At 66.6% G+C, this 15,634-nt stretch carries 10 protein-coding genes and 1 pseudogene; 6 read left to right on the forward strand and 5 right to left on the reverse strand.

Annotated elements, in window-relative coordinates:
* On the forward strand, window positions 1-423 hold a 423-nt coding region (locus B551_RS24840; protein WP_043442866.1), incomplete at its 5' end, for a hypothetical protein.
* Window positions 424-678: 255 nt separating this feature from the next.
* Window positions 679-1,704, forward strand: a complete 1,026-nt coding sequence (locus B551_RS24845; RefSeq protein ID WP_006576795.1) for a tripartite tricarboxylate transporter substrate binding protein — start codon at window positions 679-681, stop codon at window positions 1,702-1,704.
* 139 nt (window positions 1,705-1,843) lie between these two features.
* Here B551_RS24845 and B551_RS24850 read toward each other — a convergent pair whose 3' ends face one another.
* The 4 genes from B551_RS24850 to B551_RS24865 form a co-directional block, all read right to left on the reverse strand.
* A complete protein-coding gene (locus tag B551_RS24850; protein WP_043442875.1) occupies window positions 1,844-2,680 on the reverse strand; it encodes a MaoC family dehydratase N-terminal domain-containing protein in 837 nt (278 codons plus the stop codon).
* Between the two features lie 178 nt (window positions 2,681-2,858).
* Window positions 2,859-4,238: an MmgE/PrpD family protein gene (locus B551_RS24855; RefSeq protein ID WP_023265244.1), complete on the reverse strand. Its 1,380-nt coding sequence runs from the start codon at window positions 4,236-4,238 to the stop codon at window positions 2,859-2,861.
* Between the two features lie 74 nt (window positions 4,239-4,312).
* Window positions 4,313-5,482 (reverse strand): acyl-CoA dehydrogenase family protein, encoded by a 1,170-nt coding sequence (locus B551_RS24860; protein WP_006576793.1) that lies wholly within the window; start codon window positions 5,480-5,482, stop codon window positions 4,313-4,315.
* 141 nt (window positions 5,483-5,623) lie between these two features.
* The gene (locus B551_RS24865; protein ID WP_006576792.1) at window positions 5,624-6,526 is read right to left on the reverse strand and encodes a LysR family transcriptional regulator; all 903 of its coding nucleotides are present in this window, start codon (window positions 6,524-6,526) and stop codon (window positions 5,624-5,626) included.
* Window positions 6,527-6,722: 196 nt separating this feature from the next.
* On the opposite strand from B551_RS24865, the pseudogene B551_RS24870 reads away from it, so the two are divergent.
* The 4 genes and pseudogenes from B551_RS24870 to B551_RS24885 all read left to right on the forward strand — a co-directional run bounded on the left by B551_RS24870 (window position 6,723) and on the right by B551_RS24885 (window position 13,533).
* Window positions 6,723-7,509 (forward strand): annotated as a pseudogene (locus B551_RS24870) (SDR family NAD(P)-dependent oxidoreductase).
* A gap of 1,130 nt (window positions 7,510-8,639) precedes the next feature.
* Window positions 8,640-10,562, forward strand: coding sequence for a PrkA family serine protein kinase (locus tag B551_RS24875; RefSeq protein WP_006576790.1), 1,923 nt, complete (start codon window positions 8,640-8,642; stop codon window positions 10,560-10,562).
* 38 nt (window positions 10,563-10,600) lie between these two features.
* Window positions 10,601-11,863 (forward strand): YeaH/YhbH family protein, encoded by a 1,263-nt coding sequence (locus tag B551_RS24880; protein ID WP_006576789.1) that lies wholly within the window; start codon window positions 10,601-10,603, stop codon window positions 11,861-11,863.
* 137 nt (window positions 11,864-12,000) lie between these two features.
* Window positions 12,001-13,533, forward strand: coding sequence for a SpoVR family protein (locus tag B551_RS24885; RefSeq protein WP_023265246.1), 1,533 nt, complete (start codon window positions 12,001-12,003; stop codon window positions 13,531-13,533).
* 149 nt (window positions 13,534-13,682) lie between these two features.
* Here the strand turns inward: B551_RS24885 and B551_RS24890 are convergent.
* Window positions 13,683-15,634: mechanosensitive ion channel family protein (locus tag B551_RS24890; protein ID WP_043442869.1), on the reverse strand; the 1,952-nt coding region annotated here is incomplete at its 5' end.

Consider the following 15,634-nt stretch of genomic DNA (forward strand, 5'->3'; position numbering starts at 1 on the left):
CGGCGCGACGGCGACCCGCGGCGCGTGCTGCTGCGCTGCCGTATCCGCCCGGTACGTGTGGGAGACGCACGGCGCATGCATGAGGCCGTGGCGATCTGTGGCCCAGGTGTACGCGACAGGCTCGCCGCGGGCGACTGGCAAGGCGCGTTGCTGGCGCTGCTGATCCGGTTGTTCCGGCTGCCGATGCGTGGCCGCGGCGAACTCGCGGGCAGGGCGCAGCTCAAGGTCTATCCGATGCCACGCGACGGGCGCGCGGCGGTCGTCGTGCGGGTGGGCGGGGAAGGGACGCGGCGGCACGGATACCGTGCGGCCATCCACGGCGTCGAAGCGGTCAGGCAGGAACTGCAGAATCCTCGGCGTCTGCTTCCGGTGCTTGCTCCGGAGCCGGCATGCCGCGACGACGACGGCGTGCGCTGCTATTGAGCGTCGAGCCGTCGCGCGCGCCGTGCCATCCGGTGCGCGCGGTTTGCCGCAGCGCACCCACGGCCGTGCGGAAGGCGGCCTTAGCCAAATGCAAATGGCGAGCGGGCCGGCGCCCCCACACACTGCGGTGATGGCATCGGCGGAAGCGCCAGGGCTTCTCTCCATATGTAAACGGACCCAGCCCATGCGGACCGAACGTGCGCGAACAACAAAGTGCGCCGGCCGAGCCAGACCGTTCACCTCAGGAGGAGACGCATGGCAACGAAGCAAACACGATGGCGGCCCGCCGGCACGCTGGCGACCGTGCTGGGCGCGCTGGTCCCAGTGACGGCGGTGGCGGTGGCCTCGCTGGCGCTCAGCGAAGGCGCCGCCGCGGCCGAGCCCTATCCGTCGCGCCCGATCAAGCTGATCGTCGGCTATACGCCCGGCGGACCGGTCGACACCGCGGCGCGCATCTATGCGGACTACTTGGGACGCGTGCTGAAGCAGCCGGTGGTGGTCGACAACCGTGCCGGCGCCAGCGGTGCGATCGCCGCCGAGATCACGGCCAAGGCGCCGCCGGACGGCTACACGCTGTACTTCGTCGCCAGCCCGACCATGACGATGACGCCGCTGATCCAGAAGGCGGTCAACTTCAATCCGACCCGGGACTTCAGCCATATCGGGCTGATCACCGACTACACCAACGTGCTGCTGATCAACAAGGACTTCCCTGCCCGCAACGTCGGCGAGCTGGTGGAGTACGCCCGCAAGCACCCACAAGGCGTGGCGTTCGGCTCGGCCGGCGTCGGCGCGTCCAACCATCTGTCGGCCGAACTGCTGGCGCAGATGAGCGGCGTCAAGATGCTGCACGTGCCGTACAAGGGCAATTCGCCGGCGATGACCGACGTGATCAGCGGCAAGATCGCCTTCATGTTCGATATCACGGGCACCGCGATCGGCCATATCCAGGGCGGCAAGGTGCGGCCGCTGGCGGTCACGTCAAAGGAGCGCAACGCCGCGCTGCCGAACGTGCCGACCATGGTCGAGTCGGGGCTGAAGGACTATGCGGTGACCGGCTGGTACGCGCTGATCGGCCCGCCGAAGCTGCCAGCCGAGGTGGTCGACACGCTGGTCAAGGCGCAGCAGACCGTCGGCGACGATGCGGCCTTCCGCCAGCGGATGACGCAGGGCGGCTACGACCTGAACATCACCGGGCCGAAGCCGCTGGCGGAGCGGATCGAGCGGGAGCTGCGGCTGTGGAGCGGGGTGGTCAAGACGGCGAAGATCGAGGTGGAGTGATCGCCCGTTGACGTGCAGGAGAACCGTTGCGTCGTTCCCGCGCGGGCGGGAACCCGGCGTCTTCCGAAGTCCCGACGTCCCGAAAGACGCTGGGTCCCCGCTTTCGCGGGGACGACAGGGTAGGCGCGGTGGAGCGCGCCTATTCCTCCACCACCGCCCATCCTTCCATCGCCTGCCCGCCCGCATCGTCGCCGGTCCACAGCAGCACACGTCCGGGCTGCTGTTCGTCCCGGCGGCCGCCGACCGTGACGAGGTCGTGGTCGAACAGCGGCGCCATGCCGCGGAAGCCGAAGCGCCTGACGTTCGCCCGCGGCAGTTCCCGCGCCAGCAGGTCCATCATCAGCACCGCCTGCAGCGGGCCGTGGACGACCAGGCCGGGATAACCCTCGACGTCGCGCACATAGTCGTGGTCGTAGTGGATCCGGTGGCCGTTGAAGGTCAGCGCCGAGAAGCGGAACAGCATCACCGGATCGGCATGCAGCTGGCGCTGCCATTGCGGCTGGTGCGGCAGCCGCGGGCGCGGCGGCTGGGCCTGGCCCGGCTCCGGCATCGCGCGATAGACGATGTCGTGGCGTTCGCTGAGCGCCGTCTTGCCGTCGACGGTCAGTACATGGCGGACCGACACGAACCACAGCTCGCCGCTGCGGCCGGTCTTCTGCTGGACTTCCTCGATCGTCGAGGTACGCGTCACGGTGTCGCCGACGCGCAGCGGACGCTGGAAGTCCAGCTCGCTGCCGGCCCACATCCGCCGCGGCAGCGGCACCGGCGGCAGGAAGCCGCCCAGCACCGCGTGGCCGTCGCGGCCGAGCTTGCGCTGCGGCGCGCGCGGCAGGAAATAGAGCCAGTGCCACAGCGGCGGCAGCGGTCCGCGCGCGATCGCGTCGCCGTCCAGGTCCAGCGTGGCGGCGAGTCCGAGCACGGGCTGCAGCGCCAGCGTTTCGGTGCGGCTTTCGCTGCGGCCGATCCACTGGCGCAGCGCTTCGAGGCTGGTATCGCCTTCGGTGTCCGTGCTGGTATTGGTTCTCGTTCTGGTTTTGGTGTTGGTATCGGCGTGGGCCGGATCGGCCGTCAATTGGTGGTCCACGGGAATCCTCTCAGGGTGGTGGGAACGGCAGGGACGGCCGTCTTCGCGCCGTCTCTGCGAGCGTAGGAGTTCAGGCCGCGGCCGGCAACCAGTCCGCCACGCTGTCCGTGTGTTCGAGCGCCCAGACGCGCGCGATGATCGTGCGCATCTCCGCCTCGCTGGCGCCCTGGCGGAAGGCCGCCAGTTGCAGCGCCTTGGCTTCGAGCTCGGGCCGGCTCAGCGTGTTGTCCGGATCGCCCTTGGGCACGTCCACGCGTGCTTCGAGCGCGCGGCCGTCGGTGGTCGTCACGGTGACGCGGCCGATCCACTGGCGCGGATAGGCGGCGTTGATCTCGGCGTCGAGCGCCATCGCCACCTTGTCGCGGAAGGCCCCGACGCGCGCATCGCGCAGCGCGTGCTGCTCGAACTCGCCCAGGCCGGCGTGGCCATGCCAGGCGACCAGCCCGAGCACCGTGCCCATCGAGAACTTGGCCTGATGAATCGTGACCGGATGGACCACGGGACCGAGCACATCGATCGCGCCCTGATGCACGTGCGCGGTCACGCTGGCGATCTGCTCGGGCTCGACGCGCTCCCGCTGCATCAGCGCTTTCAGCGCGTCGGCGGCCGGGTGGGTGTGCCGGCACGAGGCGAAGAACTTGAACGAGGTCTCGGCGGTGGCCCAGCGTGTGCCCAGGCCATCGGTCAGCCGCGCCGGATCGGCGTCGCTGGACATGCCGGCCGCCATGCCCTGCGCCCCCTCCAGGATGCGGCGCGCGCCGGTGAAGCCGGCCCGCGCCAGATGCGCCGACATCAGGCCGTCGGCGGCCGCCTTGGCGGTATGCAGCTGCTTGGAATCGGCGGCGTCGCGCAGGAATTCCCACAGGCCCGCGGCCTGGGTGCCGGCCGAGCCCAGCGCCTGGTTGATGCCCTCGGCATCGAGCCCGTACAGCTTGGCGACCGCGGCCGCGGCGGCCAGCGTGCCGACCGTGCCGGTGGTATGGAACACGCGATAGTGCGAGCGGCCCATGAATTCGCCGATGCGGATGCCGGCCTCGTAGCCGGCGATCGCCGCGGTCAGCAGCTGCGCCCCGCTGCTGCCCTCGGCCTGGGCCGCGGCCAGCACCGCGGGAAACACCACCGCGGCCGGATGCAGCACCGAGCCGTTGTGCACGTCGTCCTGCTCGACCACATGCGAGGCGGCGGCGTTGACCAGCGCGGCGAACCACGGCGAGGTGCGGCGGCGATCGACCAGTACCTCGGATGGGCCCTGCTGCGGGCCCATCGCCACGGCGAATTCCTGCAGGCGGCGGACCGCCGGGGCGTCCTTGCCGGCGAGGGCCGAGGCGATCCAGTCGAGGAACAGGTCCTTGGTGCGTTCGACCACGGACGGCGGCACGTCGGACAGCGTGAAGCGGGAAAGGAACTCGCAGAGTTCGCGCGTGGGATAGGAGCTTGTGGAGCTGGGCATCGGCTTGGCGTGGATCGGGTTGGCGCGGCAGGGAGCGGCAGGAACGGCGGAACGACCGTCAGAAAGCTGCGGGCCTAGAAGGACCGCGGCAGGCCCAGCACGTGCTCGGCCACATAGGACAGGATCAGATTGGTAGAGATGGGTGCGACCTGGTACAGACGCGTCTCGCGGAACTTGCGCTCGATGTCGTATTCGGCGGCGAAGCCGAAGCCACCGTGGGTCTGCAGGCAGACGTTGGCCGCTTCCCACGAGGCGTCGGCGGCCAGCAGCTTGGCCATGTTGGCCTCCTTGCCGCAGGGCTGGCCGGCGTCGAACAGCTCCGCGGCCCGGTAGCGCATCAGGCTGGCGGCCTCGACGTTGACGTAGGAGCGCGCGATCGGGAACTGGATGCCCTGGTTCTGGCCGATCGGGCGATCGAACACGACGCGTTCGCGCGCATAGTGGCTGGCGCGCTCGACGAACCAGTAGCCGTCGCCGATACATTCGGCCGCGATCAGGATCCGCTCGGCGTTCAGCCCGTCGAGGATGTACTTCAGGCCCTTGCCTTCCTCGCCGATCAGGTTCTCGACCGGGATCTCCAGGTTGTCGAAGAACAGCTCGTTGGTCTCGTGATTGACCATGTTGCGGATCGGCTGGACCGTCAGGCCGTTGCCGATCGCCTCGCGCAGGTCGACCACGAATACCGACAACCCTTCCGACTTGCGCTTGACCTGGTCCAGCGGCGTGGTGCGCGCCAGCAGCAGCATCAGGTCCGAATGCTGCACGCGCGAGATCCAGACCTTCTGGCCATTGACGACGTAGCGGTCGCCCTGGCGCACCGCGGTGGTCTTCAGCTTGGTGGTGTCGGTGCCGGTGGTCGGCTCGGTCACCGCCATCGACTGCATGCGCAGCTCGCCCGCGGCGATGCCGGGCAGCCAGCGCTCTTTCTGCGCCTCGGAGCCGTGCCGCAGCAGGCAGCCCATCACGTACATCTGGCCGTGGCAGGCGCCGGAATTGCCGCCGCTGCGATTGATCTCTTCCATGATCACGGAGGCGGCCGTCAGCGGCAGGCCCGAACCGCCATAGGTCTCCGGAATCAGCGCCGACAGCCAGCCGGCCTGCGTCAGCGCCTGGACGAACTCTTCGGGAAAGGCGTCCTGCTGCTCGACGCGCTGCCAATAGGCGGAATCGAAGCCGGCGCACAGATCGCGCACCGCTTCGCGGATTTCGGGGTAATGCGCATCGCGCGCCTGGTCGATCGTCATCGGGGGACCCTTCGCGGGGAATCACGGGAATGCGGCCATTATTCCCGAGCCCGCCGCGCACCGACATTCGCATTTGCCAAAGAGCGGCTTAGGGCGCGCCTTACCTCGGCTCCCCGGCGGCACCGTGGCGGCGGCGACGGCTCAGACGGGCTCGCGCGCCGCGTCGATCAGGTAGTGGACCAGCGTCTCGGCGAACTGCGGCAGTTCCCGGCCGGGCCGGCGCACCAGGCGCAGCTCGCGCCGTGCCCAGTCGTCCTCCAGCGTGATGAAGCGCAGCACCTTGCGGCTGGCGTAGCGGCGCGCGCAGCTGTTGGGCACGATCGCGATGCCGGCGCCCGCCTCGACCATGCGGCAGACCGCGTCGAAGCTGCCGACCTGGATGCGCAGGCTGATGCGCTTGCCCATGCCGCTGGCGATGCGGTCGAGGAAGGACTGGATCGCGCTGAACTGGTTCAGGCCGACGAAGCGGCAGGTGTCGAGCAGATCGGCGAAATGCAGCCGCTTGAACTGCGGCAGCGGGTGGTTGACCGGCGCGATCACGATCAGCTCGTCGCTGCACAGCTGCATCACGTCGAGATCCTCGGTGGCGACCTCGCCGGCGACGATGCCAAGGTCCGCCGCGCCGGCGCCGATCGCCGAGACGATCTCCTGCGACAGGTGCTCCTCCAGTTCGATGTCGACGTCCGGGTTCTCCGACAGGAAGCGCGACAGCGCGCTGGCGAGGAACGAGTTGGTCGCGGTGGTGTTGGCCAGCAGCCGGACCTTGCCCTTGACGCCCTTGGCGTAGGGGCGCAGATCGGCATGCAGGCATTCGAGCTCGCGAAAGACCTCGCGCGCATGGCGCAGCAGCGCGTCGCCCGCCGGCGTCAGGCGCACGCCCTTGACCTGGCGGATCAGCAGCTGTGTCTGGAACGCTTCCTCCAGCTGCTTGATCCGGGTGCTCGCCGCCGGCAGCGACAGGAAGCTGCGTTCGGCCGCCCGCGTCAGGTTATGGGTTTCCCCTACGTTCAGAAACAGGCGCAGGTCGGTCAGGTCGTAATGCATCGTGTCGTGATGGGTTTGGCGGGATCGAACGAAGGGTTTCGGCCGGTGGAAGGCGTCTTTTGGGATTGGCGAATTCCCCTTTCGCTGCCGGCAATTTATCGTATATGCCGCTTCAATAGAACCTCGTAGGTGGGACAGGAGACCGATGATGACGGCGAAGGTGGAAGGATCGGCGGCAGCCAGGACGGTAGGCACGATGGCTGGCAAGGTCGCGGTGGTGACCGGCGCAGCGCGTGGTCCAGGAGATCCGGGCCGCCGGCGGGGAGGCGGTGGCCAACACCGACAGCGTGTCGAGCTGGCAGGGCGCCAACGCGATCGTCCAGTGCGCGCTGGACCGGTTCGGCCGCATCGACGCCGTGATCAACAACGCCGGCAATCTGCGCGACCGCATGTTCTTCAAGATGAACGAGGAGGAATGGCGCGCGGTGATCGACGTGCATCTGCACGGTACCTTCTTCGTCAGCCGCGCGGCCGCCCCTTACTTCAAGGACCAGCAGAGCGGGGCCTATGTCCATATGACGTCGACCTCCGGCCTGATCGGCAACTTCGGCCAGGCCAACTACGCGGCGGCCAAGCTCGGCATCGCCGCGCTGTCCAAATCGATCGCGCTGGACATGGCCCGCTTCAACGTGCGCTCGAATTGCATCGCACCGTTCGCCTGGAGCCGGATGACCAGCTCGATTCCGTCGGAGACGCCCGAGGAGCAGGCGCGCGTGGCCAAGCTGCAGAAGATGGAAGCCGGCAAGGTCGCGCCGATGGCCGTCTTCCTCGCCAGCGAGGCGGCGCGCGAGGTCAATGCGCAGATCTTCGCGGTGCGCGCCAACGAGATCATGCTGATGAGCCAGCCGCGGCCGGTGCGATCGGTGCACGCCAGCGAAGGGTGGACGCCGGAGTCGATCGCCGAGATCGCGATCCCCGCAATGCGCAACAGCTTCCATCCGCTGGAGCGCTCGCCCGACGTCATCAACTGGGATCCGATCTGAATTTCGCCACTGCCGGTGCCGCCGCGCTGGCAGCACTGGCAGCACTGGCAGCACGGCCCGCCGGGTGCTGACGCCCGGCGCTTTCACTGTCCCTCTGTCCCGCTCTTCTCCCTCCGGCGTTCGGCCTCTTCCTCGATTCTGTTCGATCGATTGTCGCCGACGCGCAAGTCGCCGCGCATTGCGGTTTCCCCTGATCGTCGCCGACCGCCGTCGACGATCGCCATCGACGACCGCCGTTCGTCCCCCGATCCTTCGCCGACCATTCGACTCGCGTGCCCTATGTGGCCCGCAACTTGCTGGTGTACTGGCAACGGTGGCCGACGGATGCCGCCGCGCGGGCAACCGCGACGGGGAGACAGCGATGCGATCGACGCGGTCGAATGCAAGCTGGAACCTGTAGCGGTTTCGGCATTCCAATGGGCACGCACCCGCACGGTGCGCGCCACGATTCCAAAGGGGAGACGCGATTGCCTCGACGGTGCATGGAGACAACCGGCGAACGATGCTTCGCCACACCCGGGCCGACAGCAGGCCCACGCCCGGGCCGATGGGTTAACCCTGCTTTTCCGCAGCGCGATGCGCGATGTCGCGGCGCTGCGTTTTCATCCCGTTTCGATCCCCGCTTCAATGCCGGTCTCGCGCACCGCGAACACGACCACAGCGTGTCGTGCGACGTTGCGCGCGAGGCATTGGCAGCAGCAACGATGCAGGATGTGCCAACGTACGACCCCACCCGTTCCAAGGTTTTGCAGTCCCGGTATGTCGACGATGCTCGTCGGAAGCAATCGTTACAAACGGGTCAGTGCAGCACCAAAGGGAAAGGTGTAAGGTGTGTCCCAGAACATGGTCGCACCGCCCAGTGCGAACCGGTCAGCGTGCCGCTCAGTCGCACGCAGCCAGGACGCAGTTTTCACGAGCAGGACGGCGCCGTTGCGAGTGCGCAATGCGCGTCAACAAGCTCTTCCCCCTGGGCGTTATTTGACTATGATGAAGTAAAGACTTCGCAACATGGTCAGTCTTCCGCCAAGCCGGGGTGGCGGTATTCAAAGGCTGATACGTGGAATGAGGCAGGGTACCTACCTGCAGACGGACTGCGTTCGCCTCGGACGAGACTCTGACGGGAGTGAGGTATGGACATTTTCGGCCACTACGCCACGCGCTTCGAAGCTCGCAAGGAAGAGGAATACAGCATCCAGGAGTACCTGGAGATCTGTAAGAAAGACCCTACTGCCTATGCGACCGCGGCCGAGCGCATGCTCGCCGCGATCGGGCAGCCAGAGCTGGTAGACACGCACCACGACCCGCGACTGTCGCGCCTGTTCTTCAACAAGGTCATCAAGATCTATCCGGCGTTCCGCGAGTTCTACGGCATGGAGGACACGATCGAGCAGATCGTCTCGTTCTTCAAGCATGCCGCGCAGGGTCTCGAGGAACGCAAGCAGATCCTCTACCTGCTCGGGCCTCCTGGCGGCGGCAAGTCCTCGCTCGCCGAGAAGCTCAAGTCGTTGATGGAACAGATCCCCATCTACGCGCTGAAGGGCTCGCCCATCCATGAATCGCCGCTCGGACTGTTCTCGCCCGAGGAAGACGGCAAGATTCTGGAGGAGGATTATGGCATCCCGGTCCGCTATCTGAACACGATCGCCTCGCCATGGGCGGTCAAGCGCCTGCACGAGTTCAACGGCGACATCACGCGCTTCCGCGTGGTCAAGCTGCGGCCCTCGGTGCTGTCGCAGATCGCGATCGCGAAGACCGAGCCGGGCGACGAGAACAACCAGGACATCTCCTCGCTGGTCGGCAAGGTCGATATCCGCAAGCTCGAAGACTATCCGCAGGACGATCCGGACGCGTACTCGTACTCCGGCGGCCTGTGCCTGGCCAACCGCGGCCTGCTCGAGTTCGTCGAGATGTTCAAGGCGCCGATCAAGGTCCTGCACCCGCTGCTGACCGCGACGCAGGAAGGCAACTACAAGGGCACCGAAGGCTTCGGCGCGATTCCGTTCGACGGCGTGATCCTGGCCCACTCCAACGAGGCCGAATGGCAATCGTTCAAGGCGGACAAGAACAACGAGGCCTTCCTCGACCGGATCTACATCGTCAAGGTGCCGTACTGCCTGCGCGTGTCCGACGAGGTCAAGATCTACGACAAGCTGCTGCGCAGCAGCTCGCTGTCGGCCGCGCCATGCGCGCCGAACACGTTGAAGATGATGGCGCAGTTCGCGGTGCTGACGCGGATCAAGGAACCGGAGAACTCGAACATCTTCTCGAAGATGCGGGTCTACGACGGCGAAAGCCTGAAGGACGTCGACCCGAAGGCGAAGTCTTACCAGGAGTACCGCGACTATGCCGGCATCGACGAGGGCATGAGCGGGCTGTCGACGCGCTTCGCGTTCAAGGTGCTGTCCAAGGTCTTCAACTTCGACAACACCGAGGTCGCGGCCAATCCGGTGCACCTGCTGTACGTGCTCGAGCAGCAGATCGAGCGCGAACAGTTCCCGCCGGAGCAGGAAGCGAAGCTGCTGTCGTACATCAAGGAATACCTGACGACGCCGTTCGTCGAGTTCATCGGCAAGGAGATCCAGACCGCCTATCTGGAGTCGTATTCCGAGTATGGCCAGAACATCTTCGATCGCTACGTGGTGTTCGCCGACCTGTGGATCCAGGACCAGGAGTACCGCGATCCCAACACCGGCGAGATCCTCGATCGCAACGCGCTGAACGACGAGCTGGAGAAGGTGGAAAAGCCCGCGGGTATCTCGAACCCGAAGGACTTCCGCAACGAGATCGTCAACTTCGTGCTGCGGGCGCGGGCCAACAACGGCGGCAAGAACCCGAACTGGACCAGCTACGAGAAGCTGCGCATGGTGATCGAGAAGCGGATGTTCTCCACCACGGAGGACCTGCTGCCGGTCATTTCCTTCAACGCCAAGTCCTCGCGCGAGGACCAGGAGAAACACGAGAACTTCGTCAACCGCATGGTCGAGAAGGGCTATACGCCCAAGCAGGTCCGGCTGCTGGTGGAGTGGTACTTGCGCGTTCGAAAATCATCGTAACGGCGCCTGCACGGGGCCTCTGAACGAGGGCAACCAATATGGCCACGGTCATCGATCGGCGGGAGAATGGCGGCAACAAGAGTGCGGTCAACAAGCAGCGTTTCATCAAGCGTTACCGCGAGCAGATTCGGCAAGCCGTAGCGAAGGCGGTGTCCGGCCGGAAGATCATGGACATCGAGCAGAGCGGGCAGGTGTCCATTCCGGTCAAGGACATCTCCGAGCCGATCTTCCACCATGGCCAGGGTGGCAAGCGCGAGTGGATCCACCCCGGCAACAAGAAGTTCGTCCGCGGAGACAGTTTCGACCGCCAGCAGCAAGGAGCGGGCGGAACCGGCTCGCGGGCGAGCGACTCGGGCGAGGGCGAGGACGATTTCGTCTTCACGCTCTCGCGCGAGGACTTCCTGAATTTCTTCTTCGAGGACATGGCGCTGCCGGACATGGCCAAGCGCCACCTGGCGAAGATCGCCGAGGTGCGCAAGGTGCGCGCCGGCTTTTCGATCGACGGCACGCCCTCGAACCTGTCGGTGCTGCGCACGATGCGCAGCTCGCTCGGCCGGCGCATCGCGCTGTCCGGGCCTTACCAGCGGCGCCTGCAGGCGCTCGAGCAGCAGTACAGCGAGGTGCTCGAGGAAGAGGGCCCCTATACGGCCCGCGCGCAGGAGATGATGAAGGAGATGCGCCATCTGCGCGCCTGCATCGACCGCGTGCCCTTCATCGAGAAGCTCGACCTGCGCTACAACAACCGCGTGCTGAAGAAGCGTCCGCAGGCGCAGGCGGTGATGTTCTGCCTGATGGACGTGTCGGGGTCGATGGACGAGAGCCGCAAGGACCTGGCCAAGCGCTTCTTCATGCTGCTGTACCTGTTCCTGAAGCGGAACTACGAACGCATCGACGTCGTCTTCATTCGCCACCATACGGTCGCCAAGGAAGTCGACGAGGAAGATTTCTTCCATTCGCGCGAATCGGGCGGCACGGTGGTGTCGAGCGCGCTGAAGCTGATGGTCGACGTGATCCACAACCGCTACCCGGCCAGCCAGTGGAACATCTACTGCGCGCAGGCGTCGGATGGCGACAACTGGGCCGGCGACTCGGAGCTGTGCGGCCGGCTGCTGCGCGAATCGATCCTGCCGCTGGTGCAGTACTACGCCTATGTCGAGGTCGCGTCCGAGGAGCCGCAGAACCTGTGGGAAGAGTACATGACGGTCAAGAGCGCGCACGAGAACTTCGCGATGCAGCGGATCATCGGCGCGGACGAGATCTATCCTGTGCTGCACGACCTGTTTCAGAAGAAGGCGGCCTGACCGGACACCGGGCGCCGATGCGTTGACACCCTGGCGTACCGGTGCCCGGCATGGGGTCCATGCAAGGGCACCGCACCGGACAGGCCTTGGCTAACCGGCGGAGCCGCGATGGCGATCCGCTGACATGGGGGTGGGACATGGCATACCTCTCTACCGGTTCGGAGTGGACCTTCGAACTGATCCAGCGGTACGACCGGGAAATCGCGCGCATCGCGGCCGATTTCGGCCTCGATACCTATCCCAACCAGATCGAGATCATCACCGCCGAGCAGATGCTCGACGCCTATGCGTCCGCGGGCCTGCCGGTCGGCTACAGCCATTGGTCGTACGGCAAGCATTTCCTGGCTTCCGAGCGCAGCTACCAGCGCGGCCACATGGGCCTGGCATACGAGATCGTGATCAACTCGAACCCCTGCATCGCCTATCTGATGGAGGAGAACACGATGCCGATGCAGGCGCTGACGATCGCGCATGCCTGCTATGGCCACAACTCCTTCTTCAAGGGCAACTACCTGTTCCGCACCTGGACCAACGCGGACGCCATCGTCGACTACCTGCTGTTCGCGAAGAACTACGTGGCCGAATGCGAGCAGCGTTACGGCGAGCAGGAGGTCGAACTGCTGCTCGACTCCTGCCATGCGCTGCAGAACTACGGCGTGGACCGCTACAAGCGGCCGAAGAAGCTGTCGATCACCGAGGAGCAGGCGCGCCAGGCCGAGCGCGAGAACTATCTGCAGATGCAGGTCAACGATCTGTGGCGCACCCTGCCGAAGCACCGTTCGCACGCGCTGGTGACCGAGGACGAACCGCCGGAGACCGAGGCCACCTTCCCGCCGGAGCCGCAGGAGAACCTGCTGTACTTCATCGAGAAGAACGCCCCGAAGCTGCAGCCCTGGCAGCGCGAGATCGTCCGCATCGTGCGCAAGATCGCGCAGTACTTCTACCCGCAGCGGCAGACCAAGGTCATGAACGAGGGCTGGGCCACGTTCTGGCACTACACGATCCTGCACGAGCTGTACGAGCAGGGGCTGGTCAACGATGCCTTCATGATGGAACTGCTGCAGGCGCATACCAACGTCATTTACCAGCCGCCGTACCACAGCCCTTACTACAGCGGCCTCAATCCCTACACGCTCGGCTTCCTGATGTTCCAGGACCTGCGCCGCATGTGCGAGCACCCGGACGACGAGGATTACCGCTGGGCGCCGGAAATCGCCGGCAGCGACTGGCGCAAGACGCTGGACTTCGCGATGCGCAACTTCAAGGACGAGAGCTTCCTGCTGCAGTTCCTGTCGCCGCGCGTGATCCGCGAGCTCAAGCTGTTCTCGGTGCTGGACGACGACCGCGAAAGCAAGCTGCGCGTGACCGCGATCCACGACGACGAGGGCTATCGGCGCATCCGGCAGCTGCTGGCCAGCCAGTATGACCTGTCCAATATCGAGCCGAACATCCAGGTCACCAACGTCGACGTCGGCGGCGACCGCTCGCTGACGCTGCGCCATCTGCAGAGCGATCGCCGGCCGCTGGCGCAGAACTTCGAGGAGGTGGTGCGCCATGTCACCCGGCTATGGGGCTTCACCGTGCGGCTCGAGGTGGTCTACGAGGACGGGCGGCACGAGATCAAGTACGAATGCCGGCCCGAGCGCAAGCACCATCGCAAGGCGGCCTGAGCGGACGATAACGATACGATGATTCGGGTCCGATCCCGCCAGCGGGACGGGGCCCGGGGTAGCCCGGCAAGCAAGGCAAGGGCGGAGATTTCAGCGCTGAAATCTCCGCCCTTTTCTTTTGGCGAAGCGGCACGCCGATGCCGTGGACGCTATGCTGCCCCTGCGCCGCCCTCGATCAGCGGCTTGACCTCGGCCGCGCCGCCGCCATCGAGCTGCAGCGTCATGTAAGGGGACGCCATGCGGATGCCGGCCGCGTCGAACTTCTGCTTCAGCGTCGCGTTGAACGCCCGCGTGATTTCGAACTGCGCCAGCGGCAACGTCTTGAACTGGGCCAGCACGACCGGGCCCGACGGATCGAAGCGGTCCAGCCCGAGGATGTCGAGCCCCGACAGCAGCCGATGCGTGAAGCGGATGTCCTGCGCGATCTCGTCGCCGGCCTCGCGGATCAGCGCCATGGCGCGGTCCAGATCGCTGTCGTAGCGCAGGCCGATATTGAACACCGCGAAGGCATGGCCGCGCGACAGGTTCTTGATCGCCTTGATCTGGCTGTACGGCAGCACATGCAGCGCCCCCTTGCCGTCGCGCAGCTTGATCGTGCGGATGGTCATCCCTTCGACGGTGCCGCTGTGGTCGGGCAGCTCGACCACGTCGCCGATCGCGATCGAGTCCTCGACCACGATGAACAGCCCCGTGATCAGGTCCTGCACCAGCGTCTGCGCGCCGAAGCCGATGGCCAGGCCGACCACGCCGGCGCCGGCGATCAGCGGCGTCACGTTGACGCCGAGATTGGCCAGCACCGCGATCAGCGCCATCACCAGCAGCGCAACGAATACCGCGTTGCGCAGCAGCGGCAGGATCGTGCGAGCCCGCATGCTGGGCGGCTGCCCGCGCCCATGTCCGGGCGACAGCGCCTGCGTGATCGCGGTGTCGATGACCAGCCAGAACAGCCACGACAGCAGCACCGCCGCCAGCGCGCCGAATACCGCGTCGGCGAAACGGCGGCCCAGCGCGGTCGAATGCATCAGATGCAGCAGCGAATTGCCCCAGACGCGGCTCGTCAGCTCCAGAAAGCCGAGCCAGATCGCCAGCCGCAGCAGCGCCACCGCGAAGCGGCCGAAGCGCGCCAGATAGGCCGAGCGCCGCTGCCAGCGTTGCCGCGGACCGTGCTGGGTCGCCTGCGGCGAGCGTCCGGTCACCACCGTCAGCGCCAGCGCGGCGACCAGCAGCGCCACCGTCAGGATGGTCCGGCCCAGATAGTCGTCCGCGTGGCCAGCGGCGAGCAGCGTGCCGACCACCGACGCGCATACCACCGCCAGCACCGGCAGATGCCAGGTGCCGCCGGCCAGCCGCAACACATCGGTGATGGCCGGATGGGCCTGGCGAAAGGCGAGCGGGCGGTTGGCGATCAGATGGCCGATCTGCCGGCGAAAACGCAGGCAGAACCAGGCCATCAGCAGCGCCGCGGCGATGTTGGACAGATTGGCGGTCACCGCGGACAGGTTGATGCCGAGCGCTGCGACCACGCGCGCATTGGTCGCGGCATCGCCAAGCGCCGCCAGCGCGCCGATCGCGAACAACACCGTGCGCGAGTGCTGGTGCAGGTCGTGGACCGCGCGGCGCCGGTGCGCGGTATTGAAGACCGCGAACAGCGTCTGCGATACCGCCGACAGCACCGCGCCGGCGACCAGCGCATAGGCCAGCGTCAGCGCCGCGACGCCGGCCGGCACCAGATGCAGCGCCAGCGCGCGCACGATCCAGATCGCCATGCCGAACGCGATTGCCCACGGGCCGACCCGTCGCAGCATGAAGATACCGACGTCGGTCCACGACGGCACCGTCGGTAGCTGGACCCGATCGACCGGCCGCATCAGCCGTCCGCGCACGCGCCGCGCCAGTTCGTGCAGCAGCCAGCCGCCGATGGCCCAGCCCGCCAGCACCGCGGCGAACAGCTGCGCCGATCGCATGACGCTGCCCCTCCCGCGGTCGGTCAGCGCCTGCTGCCATTCCTCGCCCGCGAAGCGCAGGCGCCAGCTCCAGTAGCGCCACGGCCCCTGATCCTTGCCAAGCCGGTCGTCGACCTGCTCGACCGCTTCGGCCAGCG

It is taken from the genome of Cupriavidus sp. HPC(L) (assembly GCF_000307735.3).
In the GTDB taxonomy this organism is placed as follows: Bacteria; Pseudomonadota; Gammaproteobacteria; order Burkholderiales; family Burkholderiaceae; genus Cupriavidus.

Coding starts and splice junctions, on each gene's coding strand:
- B551_RS24845 (WP_006576795.1), top strand. CDS start 679: ATGGCAACGAAGCAAACACGATGGCGGCCCGCCGGCACGCTGGCGACC.
- B551_RS24855 (WP_023265244.1), bottom strand. CDS start 4,238: ATGCCCAGCTCCACAAGCTCCTATCCCACGCGCGAACTCTGCGAGTTC.
- B551_RS24860 (WP_006576793.1), bottom strand. CDS start 5,482: ATGACGATCGACCAGGCGCGCGATGCGCATTACCCCGAAATCCGCGAA.
- B551_RS24865 (WP_006576792.1), bottom strand. CDS start 6,526: ATGCATTACGACCTGACCGACCTGCGCCTGTTTCTGAACGTAGGGGAA.
- B551_RS24875 (WP_006576790.1), top strand. CDS start 8,640: ATGGACATTTTCGGCCACTACGCCACGCGCTTCGAAGCTCGCAAGGAA.
- B551_RS24880 (WP_006576789.1), top strand. CDS start 10,601: ATGGCCACGGTCATCGATCGGCGGGAGAATGGCGGCAACAAGAGTGCG.
- B551_RS24885 (WP_023265246.1), top strand. CDS start 12,001: ATGGCATACCTCTCTACCGGTTCGGAGTGGACCTTCGAACTGATCCAG.